The organism is Pseudomonas sp. PDM05 (assembly GCF_014851685.1).
In the GTDB taxonomy this organism is placed as follows: Bacteria; Pseudomonadota; Gammaproteobacteria; order Pseudomonadales; family Pseudomonadaceae; genus Aquipseudomonas.
The window spans coordinates 299,205-314,379 of the sequence record NZ_JACVAC010000004.1; the positions used below are offsets into that span (position 1 = coordinate 299,205).

Annotated in this window: 15 protein-coding genes; 12 read left to right on the forward strand and 3 right to left on the reverse strand. The window is 62.9% G+C overall.

Going from position 1 to position 15,175, the window contains the following annotated elements:
- Positions 1-84 precede the first annotated feature (84 nt).
- The 7 genes from rfbB to IB241_RS11185 are packed head-to-tail and all read left to right on the forward strand — an operon-like array spanning position 85 to position 7,153.
- A complete protein-coding gene (gene rfbB / locus IB241_RS11155; RefSeq protein ID WP_192298444.1) occupies positions 85-1,167 on the forward strand; it encodes a dTDP-glucose 4,6-dehydratase in 1,083 nt (360 codons plus the stop codon).
- Positions 1,164-2,039, forward strand: a complete 876-nt coding sequence (gene rfbA, locus IB241_RS11160; RefSeq protein WP_192298445.1) for a glucose-1-phosphate thymidylyltransferase RfbA — start codon at positions 1,164-1,166, stop codon at positions 2,037-2,039. The genes rfbB and rfbA overlap by 4 nt, the downstream gene beginning before the upstream one ends.
- Entirely contained in the window at positions 2,036-2,581 is a 546-nt protein-coding gene (gene rfbC, locus IB241_RS11165) for a dTDP-4-dehydrorhamnose 3,5-epimerase (RefSeq protein ID WP_192298446.1), read from the forward strand. Before rfbA ends, rfbC begins: the two co-directional genes overlap by 4 nt.
- Complete coding sequence (rfbD, locus tag IB241_RS11170; RefSeq protein ID WP_192298447.1) at positions 2,578-3,459, forward strand: dTDP-4-dehydrorhamnose reductase; 882 nt, start codon at positions 2,578-2,580, stop codon at positions 3,457-3,459. Before rfbC ends, rfbD begins: the two co-directional genes overlap by 4 nt.
- A 36-nt stretch (positions 3,460-3,495) precedes the next feature.
- Entirely contained in the window at positions 3,496-5,304 is a 1,809-nt protein-coding gene (locus IB241_RS11175) for a sensor histidine kinase (protein ID WP_192298448.1), read from the forward strand.
- Entirely contained in the window at positions 5,301-6,677 is a 1,377-nt protein-coding gene (locus IB241_RS11180) for a sigma-54-dependent transcriptional regulator (RefSeq protein ID WP_192298449.1), read from the forward strand. The genes IB241_RS11175 and IB241_RS11180 overlap by 4 nt, the downstream gene beginning before the upstream one ends.
- Before the next feature lie 20 nt (positions 6,678-6,697).
- Positions 6,698-7,153 carry a YiiD C-terminal domain-containing protein gene (locus IB241_RS11185; RefSeq protein ID WP_192298600.1) on the forward strand — a complete coding sequence of 152 codons (456 nt, stop codon included), beginning with the start codon at positions 6,698-6,700 and terminating at the stop codon, positions 7,151-7,153.
- A 128-nt stretch (positions 7,154-7,281) separates the two neighbouring features.
- On the opposite strand, the gene cysQ is transcribed toward IB241_RS11185, so the two are convergent.
- Positions 7,282-8,118, reverse strand: a complete 837-nt coding sequence (cysQ, locus tag IB241_RS11190; RefSeq protein WP_192298450.1) for a 3'(2'),5'-bisphosphate nucleotidase CysQ — start codon at positions 8,116-8,118, stop codon at positions 7,282-7,284.
- Positions 8,115-8,681, reverse strand: a complete 567-nt coding sequence (gene nudE, locus IB241_RS11195; RefSeq protein ID WP_192298451.1) for an ADP compounds hydrolase NudE — start codon at positions 8,679-8,681, stop codon at positions 8,115-8,117. Before nudE ends, cysQ begins: the two co-directional genes overlap by 4 nt.
- Positions 8,682-8,768: 87 nt before the next feature.
- Here nudE and yrfG point away from each other — a divergent pair, with 87 nt between their 5' ends.
- Positions 8,769-9,431 carry a GMP/IMP nucleotidase gene (gene yrfG / locus IB241_RS11200; protein ID WP_192298452.1) on the forward strand — a complete coding sequence of 221 codons (663 nt, stop codon included), beginning with the start codon at positions 8,769-8,771 and terminating at the stop codon, positions 9,429-9,431.
- A gap of 103 nt (positions 9,432-9,534) precedes the next feature.
- Here the strand turns inward: yrfG and lysM are convergent, their stop codons facing one another.
- Entirely contained in the window at positions 9,535-9,975 is a 441-nt protein-coding gene (gene lysM / locus IB241_RS11205; protein WP_192298453.1) for a peptidoglycan-binding protein LysM, read from the reverse strand.
- A gap of 131 nt (positions 9,976-10,106) precedes the next feature.
- Between lysM and IB241_RS11210 the strand changes: the two genes are divergently transcribed.
- The 4 genes from IB241_RS11210 (at position 10,107) to IB241_RS11225 (ending at position 15,092) form a co-directional block, all read left to right on the forward strand.
- Positions 10,107-10,994: a LysR family transcriptional regulator gene (locus IB241_RS11210; RefSeq protein WP_192298454.1), complete on the forward strand. Its 888-nt coding sequence runs from the start codon at positions 10,107-10,109 to the stop codon at positions 10,992-10,994.
- A 97-nt stretch (positions 10,995-11,091) separates the two neighbouring features.
- Positions 11,092-11,931 carry a formate dehydrogenase accessory sulfurtransferase FdhD gene (gene fdhD / locus IB241_RS11215; RefSeq protein WP_192298455.1) on the forward strand — a complete coding sequence of 280 codons (840 nt, stop codon included), beginning with the start codon at positions 11,092-11,094 and terminating at the stop codon, positions 11,929-11,931.
- Complete coding sequence (locus tag IB241_RS11220) at positions 11,928-14,276, forward strand: FdhF/YdeP family oxidoreductase (protein WP_192298456.1); 2,349 nt, start codon at positions 11,928-11,930, stop codon at positions 14,274-14,276. Before fdhD ends, IB241_RS11220 begins: the two co-directional genes overlap by 4 nt.
- Positions 14,277-14,618: 342 nt before the next feature.
- On the forward strand, positions 14,619-15,092 hold the full coding sequence (locus tag IB241_RS11225; RefSeq protein ID WP_017737565.1) for a glycine zipper domain-containing protein: 474 nt from the start codon (positions 14,619-14,621) through the stop codon (positions 15,090-15,092).
- The last annotated feature ends 83 nt before the right edge of the window (positions 15,093-15,175 follow it).

Genomic DNA, 15,175 nt, shown 5'->3' on the forward strand with positions numbered 1-15,175 from the left:
CATACCGTGCTTGCGCCGCCCGGCTCCACAACTCAAGCTATGCTCCATTCGCAAAACACCCGTCTTAGAAAAAGGCCCTCCGACATGCGCATTCTCATCACCGGCGGAGCGGGTTTTATTGGCTCCGCCCTGATCCGCCACCTGATTCAACACACCGAGCACGAAGTGCTCAACCTGGACAAGCTGACGTACGCTGGCAATCTGGAATCACTGACCAGTATTGCCACCAACAGCCGCTATGAGTTCGTCCAGGCCGACATCATTGACCAGGCCACAGTCAGCGCTGTGCTCGCACGTTTCGAGCCACAGGCAATCATGCACCTGGCTGCCGAGTCCCATGTCGACCGTTCGATTGACGGCCCATCGGACTTTATCCAGACCAATATCGTCGGCACCTACAGCCTGCTGGAGGCCACCCGCGCCTACTGGCAGACGCTGGCCGAGCCGGCCCGCAGTGCGTTCCGTTTCCACCACATTTCCACCGACGAAGTGTACGGCGACCTGCACGGCGTGGACGATCTGTTCACCGAAACCACGCCCTACGCCCCCAGCTCGCCTTACTCCGCGAGCAAGGCAGCGTCCGACCACCTGGTCCGCGCCTGGCAGCGCACCTATGGCCTGCCGGTATTGCTGACCAACTGCTCGAACAACTACGGCCCCTTCCACTTTCCCGAAAAGCTCATCCCGCTGGTGATCCTCAACGCCCTTGCGGGCAAGCCGCTGCCGGTCTATGGCGATGGTTTGCAGGTGCGCGACTGGCTGTTCGTCGAAGATCACGCCCGTGCGTTGCTCAAGGTCGTGACTGAAGGTGCGGTGGGCGAGACCTACAACATCGGTGGGCATAACGAGCAAAAGAACATCGACGTGGTACGCGGTATCTGTGGCCTGCTGGAAGAACTGGCGCCTCAACGCCCGGCGGGTGTCGAAAAATTCGCCGACCTGATCACCTTCGTCAAGGATCGTCCAGGCCACGATCAGCGCTACGCGATCGATGCCGGCAAGATCGAACGCGAATTGGGCTGGACCCCCGAAGAAACCTTCGAAACCGGCCTGCGCAAAACCGTACAGTGGTATCTCGATAATCTGGAATGGTGCCGCAGGGTCCAGGACGGCAGCTATCAAGGTGAACGACTCGGCAACACCAATCTAAAGGATCTGATCGCATGATGAAGGGAATCGTATTGGCCGGCGGCTCCGGCACCCGCCTTCACCCCATCACCCTGGGTGTCTCCAAGCAACTGCTGCCGGTGTATGACAAGCCGATGATCTACTACCCGATCTCGGTGCTGATGCTGGCGGGGATCAAGGAAATCCTGGTGATCTCCACGCCGGTGGATTTGCCGCAGTACCGCAACCTGCTCGGCGATGGCAGCCAGTTCGGCGTGCGCTTCAGCTATGCCGAGCAGCCGTCGCCGGACGGCCTGGCCCAGGCCTTCATCATCGGCGAGGAGTTCATCGGTGATGACCCGGTCTGCCTGATCCTGGGCGACAACATCTTCCACGGCCAACACTTCGGCGACCAGTTGCGTGCCGCCGCGCAGCGCCCTTCGGGTGCCACCGTCTTCGGCTACTGGGTCAAGGACCCGGAGCGCTTCGGTGTCATCGACTTCGACAAAGACGGTCGCGCCCTGTCCATCGAGGAAAAACCGGCCAAGCCCAAATCGTCGTATGCCGTGACCGGCCTGTACTTCTACGACAACGACGTGATCAGCATCGCCAAGGCCGTCAAGCCTTCGCCCCGTGGCGAGCTGGAGATTACCGACGTCAACAACGCCTACCTCAAGCGTGGCGACCTGCACGTAGAGCGTTTCGGTCGTGGCTTTGCCTGGCTGGATACCGGCACCCATGACAGCCTGCTCGAAGCCTCCACCTACGTGCAGACCATCGAACATCGCCAGGGCCTGAAGGTGGCCTGCCTGGAAGAAATCGCCTACGAGAATAGCTGGATCGACCGGGATCACTTGCTGGCGCGTGCCAAATACTTCGGCAAGACCGGCTATGGCCAATACCTCTACTCTCTTGCCGGGGAAAACCTATGAATGTAACCGCCACTGAGTTGCCCGGTGTATTGATCATCGAGCCAAAGGTTTTTGGCGATGAACGCGGTTTTTTCTACGAGAGTTTCAATGCCCGGGCGTTTGCCCAGGCCACCGGGCTGCAACAGCATTTCGTGCAGGACAACCACTCTCGCTCGCAAAAAGGTGTATTGCGCGGCCTGCACTACCAAGTCGAGCACGCCCAGGGAAAACTGGTCCGCGTGACGGCCGGTGAAGTGCTGGACGTGGCCGTGGACATTCGCCGCAGCTCGCCTCATTTCGGCCAATGGGCCAGCGTACGGCTATCTGCCGACAATAATCGCCAACTGTGGATTCCACCGGGATTTGCCCACGGTTTTGTGGTGCTCAGTGACCACGCCGAGTTCCTGTACAAGACAACGGATTACTACACACCGTCGGCAGAGCGCTGCATCCGCTGGGACGATCCAGACCTCAATATCGATTGGCAGTTGACCGGCACCCCGACCCTGTCCGCCAAGGACCAGAATGGCAAAAGCCTGAAAGAAGCCGACCTGTTCCCATGACCAGCCCTCTGAAAATCCTCATCACCGGCCAACACGGCCAAGTCTCCCAGGCCCTGCAACAGCAGCTCCTGGGGCTTGGCGAACTGATTGTGCTGGGCCGCGACAGACTCGACCTGGCCAACCCCGAGCAAATCCGTCAGCAGGTGCGCGCCCAGCGTCCCGACCTGATCATCAACGCCGCCGCCCACACCGCCGTCGACCTGGCGGAAAGCGAGCCGCAGGTCGCGTTCGCGATCAACGCCAGCGCCCCCGGCATCCTCGCCGAAGAGGCCAAGGCCCTGGGCATCCCGTTGATCCACTACTCCACCGACTACGTGTTCGACGGCCGCAAACCGGCGCCCTACACCGAAGCCGACACGCCGAACCCGCTCGGTGTCTACGGCCAGAGCAAGCTGGCCGGCGAGCAGGCGATTGCGGCGGTGGGCGGCGAATACCTGATCCTGCGTACCAGTTGGGTGTACTCCAACCATGGCAAGAACTTCCTGCTGACCATGCAACGCCTGCTGCAGGAGAAGCCGCAGATGCGCATTGTCGCCGACCAGATCGGCGCACCCACCTGGGCCGGCAGCATTGCCAGCAGCACCCGCGCCTTGATCGAACGCTGGCAGGCCGGTGATGCGGGGCAATGGGGCGTCTATCACCTGACGGCCCAGGGGGAAACCTCGTGGTTCGGCTTCGCCCAGGCGATTGGCGAACATTTGCGCGCCGAGGGCAAAGCCTGTGCCGAGCTGGAAGCGATCCCCTCCAGCGCCTACCCGACGCCCGCGCAGCGCCCGTTGAACTCGCGCCTCGATTGCCGCCGCCTGCAACAGCAATGGCAGGTCAGCCAGCCGCAGTGGCAAGACGCATTGCGCGAGTGTCTTGCACAGCAGCACTAGGCATAATGCGCCTGTACTCACAGGCGCCCGACTCCCATGACTCCACCTCTCCCGCGAAGACCCCGCTGGCGCAGCCTCGCCCTGTTGGCGTTGTGCCTGGCACCGCTGCTGTGGCCGCTGGAGCACCTGGCCGAGCGCTACTACCGCAGCGAACTGGCCGGGCAGAACCGCCAGACCCTCGACCTGTACGTCGCCAACCTGCTCGGCACCCTGCACCGCTTCGAAGTACTGCCGCAGATCCTCGGCGACCTGCCGGCCCTGCGCACCGCATTGGCGGCGCCCCAGGTCAGCACCAACCTGGCCAATGCCAACCAGCTGCTCAAGGACGTCGCTGCCCAGGCCGGGGTGGAAGTGATGTACCTGATGGACACCCACGGCAAGACCCTCGCCGCGTCGAACTGGGATAAACAGGACAGCTTCGTGGGGCGCAATTTCTCGTTCCGCCCCTATTTCAGCGAAGCCATGGCCGGGCGCCTGGGGCGTTTCTTCGGCCTGGGCACCACCTCGGCCAAGCGCGGCTACTTCTTCGCCGCCGCCGTGCGCGATGGCGAAAACATCATCGGCGTGCTGGTGGTCAAGGTCGACCTGGATCACACCGAAAGCCTCTGGGGCAAGACCCCGGAACAACTGCTGGTGACCGACCACAACGGCGTGGTGATCCTCACCTCACGCCCGCAATGGCGCTTCCGCGCCACCCGCCCGCTGACCGCCGAAGAGCGCCAGGCAATCACCGCCATCCAGCCCTACCCGACCCGCGACCCGCAGCCGCTGACCCTCAGCTCCACCGCGTGGCTGCGCCAATCCACGGCCATTGCCGAAACCGGCTGGAACGTGGAGATCCTCGCGCCGCAATCCCTGATCAACCGCCCGGTGCGCACCGTGGTCGCCGTCGGCGGCGCGACGTTGCTGGTGCTGATGCTGTTGCTCGGCCTGATGATGCAGCGCCGTCGCCACTACCTGGAGCGCATCGCCTTCGAAGCCAAGGCGCGTCGCGAGCTGGAAGCCCGCGTGATCGAGCGCACCAGCGATCTGGAAGGCCTCAACCGGCGCCTGAAACAGGAAGTGCTGGAGCGCGAACACGCGCAGCAGGAATTGGTGCGCGCCCAGGATGACCTGGTGCAGGCCGGCAAACTGTCAGCGCTGGGCACCATGTCGGCGAGCATCAGCCACGAGCTCAACCAGCCCTTGGCAGCGATTCGCAGCTATGCGGAAAACGCCGAGATCCTGCTCGACCACCAGCGCACCGACGACGCCCGCGGCAACCTCAAGCTGATCAGCGAACTGACCGGGCGCATGGCCTCGATCATCGCCCACCTGCGCGCCTTCGCCCGTCGCGACCGGCATGCGCCGGAGAGCGTCGGCCTGCAACCGGCGCTGGACGATGCACTGGCGTTGCTGGCCAAGCGACGCCGTTCGATGGAAGTCGAGCTGATCCGCGATTTGCCCGAAGCAACGTTGTGGGTAGAAGCCGGCGAAACCCGGCTGCGCCAGGTGCTCGGCAACCTGCTGGCCAACGCACTCGACGCCCTCACCGAAAAAGGCCCGCCGCGCAAGCTCTGGCTGAGTGCCGAAACCACCGAACAGGGCGTCAACCTGTACATCCGCGACAACGGCCCGGGCTTTTGCATGGAAGCCCTGGGCCGCGCCAGCGAGCCGTTCTACACCACCAAGACGCGCACCCAGGGCCTGGGGCTCGGCCTGGCGATCTGTGACACCCTGATGCGGGCGTTTGGTGGCGAGTTGCTGTTCGCCAACCACAAGGAAGGCGGCGCGTTGTTAACCTTGAAATTGCGTGCCGGCTCGCCGGGCGTCAGTCTGCAACCGTCCGAGGACCGCAGTGTATGAGTATCGAGAACGGCATTCAGGTGGTGTTGATCGACGACGATCCACACCTGCGCCAGGCCCTGTGCCAGACCCTGGACCTGGCCGGGCTGAAAGTCCTGCCCCTGGGCGAAGCCAACGGCCTCACCGCACGCCTGTCGCGGGATTGGCCAGGGGTGGTGGTCAGCGACATCCGCATGCCCGGCATGGACGGCCTGGAGCTGCTCACCGAACTGCACGGCCAGGACCCGGACCTGCCAGTGCTGCTGATCACCGGCCACGGCGATGTGCCGCTGGCGGTGCAGGCCATGCGTGCCGGGGCCTATGACTTCCTCGAAAAACCCTTCGCCAGCGACGCCCTGCTCGACAGCGTGCGCCGCGCCCTGGCCCTGCGCCGCCTGGTACTGGACAACCGCAGCCTGCGCCTGGCCCTCAGCGATCGCCAGCAATTGAGTACCCGACTGGTCGGCCACTCGCCCCAGATGCTGCGCCTGCGCGAGCAGATCGGTGCCCTGGCGGCGACCAAGGCCGATGTGCTGATCCTGGGCGAAACCGGTGCCGGCAAAGAGGTGGTGGCCCGTGCACTGCACGATTTGTCGAGCCGCCGCAGCGGGCCGTTCGTGGCGATCAACGCCGGCGCCCTGGCCGAATCGGTGGTGGAAAGCGAGCTGTTCGGCCACGAGCCGGGCGCGTTCACCGGCGCGCAGAAGCGCCGCATCGGCAAGTTCGAATTCGCCAACGGCGGCACGCTGTTCCTCGATGAAATCGAGAGCATGAGCCTGGACGTACAGGTCAAGCTGCTGCGCCTGCTGCAAGAGCGCGTGGTGGAACGCCTGGGCGGCAATCAGTTGATCCCGCTGGACATCCGCATCATCGCCGCCACCAAGGAAGACCTGCGCCAGTCCGCCGACCAGGGCCGTTTTCGCGCCGACTTGTATTACCGCCTCAACGTCGCCTCGCTACGCATTCCGCCACTGCGCGAGCGCGGCGAAGATGCGTTGATGCTGTTCCAGCACTTCGCCGACGAAGCCAGCAGCCGCCATGGCCTGCCCCTGCACGAACTGCAACCAGGCCAACGCGCCCTGCTGCTGCGCCACAACTGGCCAGGCAACGTGCGCGAACTGCAGAACGCCGCCGAACGCTTCGCCCTGGGGCTTGAGCTGGCCCTGGACGCCACGCCGGACAACCCGTTCGCCAGCGTACTGACCTCCACCCCGGGCGGCTTGAGCGAGCAGGTCGAACAGTTTGAAAAAAGCCTGATCGCCGCCGAACTGACGCGCCCCCACGGTTCCATGCGCAGCCTCGCCGAAGCCCTCGGCGTGCCGCGCAAGACCCTGCACGACAAACTGCGCAAGCACGGCCTGAACTTCGCCAACCAAAGCGGCGACGACGAATGACCCACGCCAAAGAGACCGCCATGAGCCGCGACAGCCAATACCTCGAATCCGTCCTGCACCACGACATCCCCCTGACCCGGGAAATGGGCCTCAAGGTGCGCGGCTGGCAGCACGGGCGGCTGGAATTGCACCTGCCGTTGCAGGCCAATATCAACCACAAGAGCACCATGTTTGGCGGCAGCCTGTACTGCGGCGCGGTACTGGCGGGTTGGGGTTGGCTGCACTTGCAGTTGCGTGAAGAAGGGATTGAGGACGGGCACATCGTGATTCAGGAGGGGCAGATCAGTTATCCGCTGCCCGTCACGCGGGATGCGACGGTGGTGTGCCAGGCGCCGGAGGAGAAGGTGTGGAAGCGGTTTGTGGCGACCTACAAGCGCTATGGGCGCGCGCGGTTGACGCTGCAGACGTGGATTGTGAATGAGGGCAGCGAGGACCGCGCCGTTGCCTTTACCGGCCAGTACGTCCTGCACCGCTAACCGCAACAACACCAAACAATTGTGGGAGCGGGCTTGCTCGCGAATGCGGAGTGTCAGCTAGAACATTTCTGACTGATCTACCGCTTTCGCGAGCAAGCCCGCTCCCACACTTTTGATCTGCTGTAGTTCTAAGACCGAGCCAGGCTCAGCAGGCGTTCACGCCACGGCGCTTTGGCCGGCAACGCCAAAAAGAACGGATTCAACAACGACGCCCGCGCCGGATAACTGAACGGCGCACCGCTCAACTCCAACACTTCGCCACCCGCGCCTTCCAGTACGCCTTGGGCCGCGGCGGTGTCCCACTGCGATGTCGGCGCCAGTCGTGGATAACAGTCGGCACTGCCTTCGGCCAACAGGCAGAACTTCAGCGAACTGCCGATATTCGCCAGCTTCAGCGCTCCCAAGCCTTCACTCAAACCGTCCAGCAGACGCTCCTGCTCCGGGCTGGTATGCCGACGGCTGGCGACCACGGTAAACGCCTCGCCGGCCGCCGGGGCCGTGCGCACCTGGATCGGCTTGTGCGCTTCATTCACATCCGAACGCCATGCGCCCAGGCCCGCACCACCGAAGTAGCAACGCCCGTTGGTCGGCATCGACACCACGCCAAACACCACGCGGCCCTGCTCGATCAAGGCGATATTGACGGTGAACTCTTCGCTGCCGGCGATAAATTCCTTGGTGCCGTCCAGCGGGTCCACCAACCACCAGCGCTGCCAAGTGGCGCGTACGCTTTGGTCAATGTCGGCATCCTCTTCGGACAGTACCGGGATGCTCGGGTCCAGCGCGGTCAGGCCGGCGAGGATCAGGTGGTGAGCGGCAAGGTCGGCCGCCGTCACCGGCGAATCATCGGCCTTGGACGTCACGGCCACCCCGGCGCGCCAGTATGGCAGGATCACTTCACCGGCCTGGCGAGCCAGCTCGATAACGGGGGCAATAAACGGGTGGCCTAAAAACAATTCGCTCATGCGTTAAACGCTCCTCGCTGGGTCAACAGGTCTCGTACCAGGTACAACGCGGCCAGGGCGCGGCCTTCGCTGAATTGCTCGTTTTGCGCCAGCATCGACAGCTCACGCAGGTTGACCTTGTCCACCCGCATCGGCTCGGGCTCATCACCTTCAAGACGCTCTTCGTAGAGATCGGTGGCCAGCACCACCTGGATTTTCTGGCTCATGTAGCCGGGCGACAGCGACAGCTCGGTAATCAGTTCCAACTGCCGTGCACCATAGCCCGCCTCTTCCTTGAGCTCACGATCGGCAGCTGCCAGGACATCTTCGCCGGGCTCGATCAGGCCCTTGGGCAAGGACAGTTCATATTCATCGGTGCCGCCGCAATACTCTTCCACCAGCACCGCATGCTCGTCATCGAGCATCGCCACGATCATCACCGCGCCGTAGCCGGCACCGCGACCCACCAGGCGCTCGTAGGTCCGTTCAACGCCATTGGTGAAGCGCAATTGCACTTCCTCCACGCGGAACAAACGGCTACTGGCGACTATTTCGCGGGCGAGGACGGTGGGTTTCTGGCGCATAAGCGGCTCCTTGGCGTGATCGGGTTACTATACCGTGGCTTTTCCGATTGTCTGTGTCGGATATTTCAACTTACAAGAGACCGCCCCATGCCCTCTTTGCCCTGGCACGCCATCGACACCGTCCTGCTGGACATGGACGGCACCCTGCTCGACCTGCATTACGACAACCATTTCTGGATGGAGCACCTGCCCCAACGCTACGCCGAACTGCACGGCGTGAGCCGGGCCATGGCCGAGATGGAGTTGCAGCCCCTGTTCGAGCGTAACGCCGGGCAGTTGCAATGGTATTGCCTGGATTTCTGGAGCGCCGAACTCAAGCTCCCGGTACGTGAACTCAAGCTGGAAACCGCCCACCTGATAGCGCTGCGCGCGGATGCAGACACCTTCCTCGCGGCGATCAAACGGGCCGGCAAGCGTGTGATCCTGATCACCAACGCGCACCGTGATTCGCTGTCACTGAAATTGGAACGGATTGAACTGGCACCGTACTTCGAACGCCTGATCAGCTCCCACGACTACGGTTTTGCCAAGGAAAACCCGCAGTTCTGGGATGCGTTGCAAGCCGACATCGGCTTCGACCCGGCGCGCAGCCTGTTTATCGACGATACCTTGCCGATTTTGCGCAGTGCGCGGGCGTTTGGTGTGGGGCATTTGTTGGCGGTCAAAGAGCCGGACAGTAAAAAAGGGGCCAAAGACACAGGGGAATTCGAGGCCGTCGACGACTACCGCGATCTCATTGCCGGACTCTAAACCCTATGTGGGCTTGCCCGCGAAGGCGGTGGATCAGAAACACATTCAGTGACTGACACTCCGCTTTCGCGGGCAAGCCCGCTCCCACATTTTGCTGCGCGTATTACTCAGGGATACGCAGTGTCTGGCCTGGATAGATCTTGTCCGGGTGCGACAACATCGGCTTGTTCGCCTCGAAAATCTTGTTGTACTGATTGGCGTTGCCATATACCGCCAGGGAAATCGCGCTCAGCGTGTCGCCCTTCTTCACCACGACAAAACGGGCGGCAGCCACCACCGGACCGGTTACCTTGATCTGATCATCCACACTGGCCACACCGGCAATATTGCCCAGCGCCAGCAGGATCTTCTCTTTCTCTTCCTGGGTGGCCACTTCACCGGTCACGGTCACCTTGTCGCCGTCCACCGTGGTCTGCACATTCGGATTCCCCAGACCGACCTTGGACACGTGGTCCTTCAACTGCTCACTGGCGTTTGCATTACCCGGCGTCAACAGGTCGACAATCTTTTCGCCGGCTTCCTTGATAAAGCTGAAAATGCTCATAGTGCGCTCTCCTTGGGATTTGAGTTCCAGATGCCCAAGACTAGACCAGTGCCAAGGGTTTGGGTTCCAGCCCGGCCAAAGACCCAAACGCGCTAGAATCCCCCCGCCATTGGAATAAGCCCGGAGCGAAGATGGACATCAAACAGCTGAAATTCCTCATCGCCCTCGACGAAACCCGGCACTTTGGCCAGGCGGCGGCGCGTTGTCACATTACCCAGCCGACCCTGTCGATGCGCCTGCGCAGTCTTGAAGAAGAGTTGGACCTGCCCCTGGTCAATCGCGGCCAGCGCTTCGAAGGTTTTACCGCGCCCGGTGAGCGCGTGCTGGCCTGGGCCCGAACAGTCCTGGCCGCCTATGACGGCTTGCAGGCTGAAGCCGCCGCCTGTCGCGGCAACCTGGTCGGTACGTTGCGCCTGGGCGTGGTGCCACTGTCGAGCTTTGATCCGTTGGCCTTGATGCAGCAACTGCACAAGCAGCACCCGAGCCTGCGCTTCGAGCTGTCGGCACTCAGCTCCGAACAGATCCTCGAACAGCTGGCCAGCAACCGCCTGGACCTCGGCGTGTCCTATCTGGAGCGCCTGGACACCGAGCGTTTCGACTCCCTGGCCCTGGGCGAAACCCGCATGGGCCTGCTCTATGACCAACGCTTCTTCAGCTTCGGCGACAAACCGTTGAGCTGGGAAGCGCTGACCGAACTGCCCCTGGGCATGCTCACCAGTGGCATGCACTTTCGCCAATCTATCGACCATAACTTCCACAGCCGCGGGCTCAACCCGCAACCGCTGCTGCAAACCGATGCCGTCCATCAGTTGTTGCAAGCGGTGCATGGCGGTTTGTGTTGCGCGGTGATGCCGCTCGATGGCGGCCTCGATGCGCTCACCGAGCACCTGCGTCTGCAACCCATCGAAGACGCGCACACCCTGGCGCGCCTGGGGTTGATCATGCGCCGCAGCGCGCCGCGTTCGGCGTTGGCCGAAGCGTGCTTCGCGCTGTTTCAGAAATCGCAAATAGAGTCTTGATCGACGTCATCTATCGGCGGATCAGTACTGGCAATTAGACGCGACGCTTTGTCGCGCCTAGTCTAAACACTGATCAATCCGCCGGTGGTATTGCCCCATGAACGCCAAGCTCCCAGTCTGCGCGGCGCCCGCCCTTGATACGCCCGCGCCGGCCGCCAGCCAGAGCTACCAGTTTTGCAATCTCGAACACACGGAAGTCGCCAGCACCGCGCTGGCGGAAGAAGTGGCGTTGGCAATTGCCTACAACGACATCAGCCAGGCGGTGATGCTGGTAACGCCCACCGACCTGCAGGATTTTATCGTCGGCTTCAGCATTGGCAGCGGCATTATCGCCGACGTTAGCGACATTTATGATCTGAAACTCAGCGGATCTGGCTCAGCGCAGTACGCTCAGGTGCAGATCTCCAGCCGCGCGTTCTGGAACCTCAAGCAGCAGCGCCGCCAATTGGCCGGCACCAGCGGCTGTGGCCTGTGCGGCGTGGAAGCGGTGGAACAAGCCCTGCCCGACCTGCCAGTGCTGCCCGGCGCACCCTTGCCGCCTGCCGCATGGCTTGATGGCCTGCGCCAACGCATCAGCGCGTTCCAGCCGTTGGGGCAGTACAGCGGCGCGGTGCATGCCGCCGTATTCATGAACAGCCAGGGCGAGTTGCTGCTGGGCCGCGAAGACATCGGCCGGCATAACGCCCTGGATAAATTGATCGGCGCCTTGATCCGCCAAAAGATTCCGACCGAAGGCGGCCTGGCGATTGTCACCAGTCGTTGCAGCCTGGAGCTGATCCAGAAAGTCCTGCGCGCGGGCATCCAGACCCTGGTCAGCCTGTCGTCGCCCACCGGCCTGGCCCTGCAATGGGCGCGCCGGCATAACCTCAATCTCATTCACCTGCCGCAGAAAAGTGCGCCGCGGGTCTACAGCCCCGCGATGGAGAACCAGCCGTGAGCAACCATAATCAAGCCGACCAAACCCCAACCCCGCGCTACAAGCCCTACAAGGGCGCAGCCGGCGGCTGGGGCGCACTGATCAGCGTGGCCCAGGCCTGGCTGACCAGCGACAACGCGCTGAAAAACCTGCGCATGATGCTCAAGACCAACCAGAACGGCGGCTTCGACTGCCCAGGCTGCGCCTGGGGCGACTCGCCGGAAAGCGGCATGGTCAAGTTCTGCGAGAACGGCGCCAAGGCGGTGAACTGGGAAGCCACCAAGCGCCGTGTCGATGCGGCGTTCTTCGCCAAGCACAGCGTCACCTCGCTGCTGGCGCAAAGCGACTACTGGCTGGAATACCAGGGCCGCCTGACCGAGCCGATGCGCTACGACGCCGACACCGACCGCTACCAGCCCATCAGCTGGGAAGCCGCGTTCGACCTGGTGGGCAAGCACCTCAACGCCCTGCCCAGCCCGGATATGGCCGAGTTCTACACCTCGGGCCGCGCCAGCAACGAAGCGGCGTACCTGTATCAACTGTTTGTGCGCGCCTACGGCACCAACAACTTCCCGGACTGTTCGAACATGTGCCACGAAGCCAGCGGCGTCGCCCTGGCGCAAAGCGTGGGCGTGGGCAAAGGCACCGTGACCTTTGACGACTTTGAACATGCCGACGCGATTTTCGTCTGGGGCCAGAACCCCGGCACCAACCACCCACGCATGCTTGAACCCCTGCGCGAAGCGGTGACCCGTGGTGCCCAGGTGGTGTGTATCAACCCGCTCAAAGAGCGCGGCCTGGAACGCTTCCAGCACCCGCAACACCCGCTGGAAATGCTCACCAACGGCGACAAACCGACCAACACCGCCTACTTCCGTCCGGCCCTGGGTGGCGACATGGCCATTTTGCGCGGCATGGCCAAGTTCCTGCTGCTGTGGGAACGCCAGGCCCAGGCCGAAGGCAAGGAAGCGGTGTTCGACCACGACTTCCTCAACGAACACACCGCCAACGTGCTGGACTACCTGGCCAGGATCGACGACACCTCGTGGGATGAAATCACCGAGCAATCGGGCCTGACGCTGGTCGAGATCGAGCAGGCGGCGCGCATGTACGCTAAAGGCAAGAACGTGATCATGTGCTGGGCCATGGGCATTACCCAGCACCGTCACTCGGTGCCGACCATCCAGGAAATCGCCAACCTGATGCTGCTGCGCGGCAACATCGGCCGCCCCGGCGCCGGCCTGTGCCCGGTGCGTGGCCACAGCAACGTGCAGGGCGACCGCACCATGGGCATCAACGAACGCCCACCGGTGGCGTTCCTCGACGCCCTGGAGCGGCGCTTCCAGTTCCAGGTGCCACGCACCAACGGCCACAACGTGGTCGAAGCGATCCACGCCATGCTCGAAGGCCGCTCCAAGGTGTTTATCGGCCTGGGCGGCAACTTCGCCCAAGCCACCCCAGACAGCCCGCGCACCTTTGAAGCGCTGCGCAACTGCGACCTGACCGTGCAGATCAGCACCAAGCTCAACCGCAGCCACCTCATGCACGGCAAAGACGCGCTGATCCTGCCGTGCCTGGGCCGTACCGACATCGACATCCAGGCCGACGGCCCGCAAGCGGTGACGGTGGAAGATTCATTCAGCATGGTCCACGGCTCCAACGGCCAACTGCAACCGCTGTCGAAACTGATGAAATCCGAGCCGGCGATCCTGGCCGGTATCGCCGCCGCCACCCTGGGCAGCAAACCAGTGGACTGGAACTGGCTGGTGGCCGACTACGGGCGCATCCGTGAACTGATCGCCGACACCATCCCGGGCTTCAAGGACTTCAACGAGAAGATCAAGCACCCGGGCGGTTTCTACCTCGGCAACTCCGCCGGCTCACGGCGCTGGAACACTCCGTCGGGCCGCGCCAACTTCCGCGCGAACATCCTGCCCAAGGACCTGATCCACCAACGCACCCACGCCACCGGCAAGGTGCCGGACCTGATCATGCAGTCGATGCGCTCCCACGATCAGTACAACACCACCATTTATGGCCTGGACGACCGCTACCGTGGGGTCAAGGGCCAGCGCGACGTGCTGTTTGTCAACGAAGCCGACATCATCCGCCTGGGCTTCAAGCCGGGGCAGAAGGCTGACATCGTGTCGCTGTGGGAGGACGGCCGTGAACGCCGTGTGAAAGGCTTTACCTTGCTGGCGTTCGATATTCCGGCAGGGCAGGCGGCGGCCTACTACCCGGAAGTGAACCCACTGGTGCCACTGGAAAGCACTGGGGATGGCAGCCATACGCCGACGTCGAAATTCGTGGCGATCCGGCTGGAAGCCGCGAGCGACAACGGCCTGATCATGGCCCGCAGCGCCTGACCATCACCTCGTAGTGAGCGGGCTTGCCCGCGCTGGGCGGTGCAGCCGCCCCAAACGGTACGCCGCGGTGCATCAGAAAGACTCGGGTGTATGGATTTGGGGCGGCTTCGCCACCCAGCGCGGGCAAGCCCGCTCACTACAATTGCGGGCACAAAAAAGGCCGCTTTTGCATAAAAGCGGCCGTTCCGAAGTAGCTAAAGACCCATGAAACCAGCTTAAGTTCCCTAGCCAAAACAGTAACTTAGCGAATTGTGCACAACTCGTGTTACTGGTCGGATTTCTATTGTCACAATACCGATACAGCCTCAGGATCGCGCCGTCATCCCCTTGAGGTTTCCCTGAATGAAGTTCTCCTCGATTCTCTTGTTGTCCCTTGGCCTGGTCAGTGGCGCAGCCATGGCCGGTGGCACCACCGAAGCCGGTGTAGGCGGCGCATTGGGCGGGGTTCTAGGTTCGGTTGTTGGCCAGCAGCTTGGCGGCAACACCGGCTCGACCATTGGCGCAGCCCTGGGTGGCGCCGGTGGTAGTGCGGTCGGCGCCGACAAACGCAGCCGTGGCGAAGCCGCCATCGGCGGTGCGTTGGGCGCAGCGGGCGGCAACGTTGTGGGTCGCAGTGTCGGCGGCAGCACCGGCAGCCTGATCGGCGCAGCCGCCGGCGGTGGCGCGGGTGGTGCGCTGGGCAACTACATGGGCAACAAGAGCGATGACGATGATCGTCGTTCGCGTGACAACCGTCGTTATGATCGTGATGACCATCGTGGCCGTGGGCATGCTTACGGGCATCGCAAGAACAAGCATCACTACCGTCACCGCTAAGCCCGCGACCTAGAGCACACAGCACGATTCATGTGGGAGCGGGCTTGCCCGCGATAGCAAACAGTCAGGCAATACGGCTTGAC

What these genes read in the sequence shown, in the direction of transcription:
- fdhD (WP_192298455.1), top strand. Translation starts at nt 11,092, where the DNA reads ATGAACGCCAAGCTCCCAGTCTGCGCGGCGCCCGCCCTTGATACGCCC.
- lysM (WP_192298453.1), bottom strand. Translation starts at nt 9,975, where the DNA reads ATGAGCATTTTCAGCTTTATCAAGGAAGCCGGCGAAAAGATTGTCGAC.
- nudE (WP_192298451.1), bottom strand. Translation starts at nt 8,681, where the DNA reads ATGCGCCAGAAACCCACCGTCCTCGCCCGCGAAATAGTCGCCAGTAGC.
- IB241_RS11175 (WP_192298448.1), top strand. Translation starts at nt 3,496, where the DNA reads ATGACTCCACCTCTCCCGCGAAGACCCCGCTGGCGCAGCCTCGCCCTG.
- IB241_RS11180 (WP_192298449.1), top strand. Translation starts at nt 5,301, where the DNA reads ATGAGTATCGAGAACGGCATTCAGGTGGTGTTGATCGACGACGATCCA.
- IB241_RS11185 (WP_192298600.1), top strand. Translation starts at nt 6,698, where the DNA reads ATGAGCCGCGACAGCCAATACCTCGAATCCGTCCTGCACCACGACATC.
- cysQ (WP_192298450.1), bottom strand. Translation starts at nt 8,118, where the DNA reads ATGAGCGAATTGTTTTTAGGCCACCCGTTTATTGCCCCCGTTATCGAG.
- IB241_RS11225 (WP_017737565.1), top strand. Translation starts at nt 14,619, where the DNA reads ATGAAGTTCTCCTCGATTCTCTTGTTGTCCCTTGGCCTGGTCAGTGGC.
- IB241_RS11210 (WP_192298454.1), top strand. Translation starts at nt 10,107, where the DNA reads ATGGACATCAAACAGCTGAAATTCCTCATCGCCCTCGACGAAACCCGG.
- rfbD (WP_192298447.1), top strand. Translation starts at nt 2,578, where the DNA reads ATGACCAGCCCTCTGAAAATCCTCATCACCGGCCAACACGGCCAAGTC.
- rfbB (WP_192298444.1), top strand. Translation starts at nt 85, where the DNA reads ATGCGCATTCTCATCACCGGCGGAGCGGGTTTTATTGGCTCCGCCCTG.
- yrfG (WP_192298452.1), top strand. Translation starts at nt 8,769, where the DNA reads ATGCCCTCTTTGCCCTGGCACGCCATCGACACCGTCCTGCTGGACATG.
- rfbC (WP_192298446.1), top strand. Translation starts at nt 2,036, where the DNA reads ATGAATGTAACCGCCACTGAGTTGCCCGGTGTATTGATCATCGAGCCA.
- rfbA (WP_192298445.1), top strand. Translation starts at nt 1,164, where the DNA reads ATGATGAAGGGAATCGTATTGGCCGGCGGCTCCGGCACCCGCCTTCAC.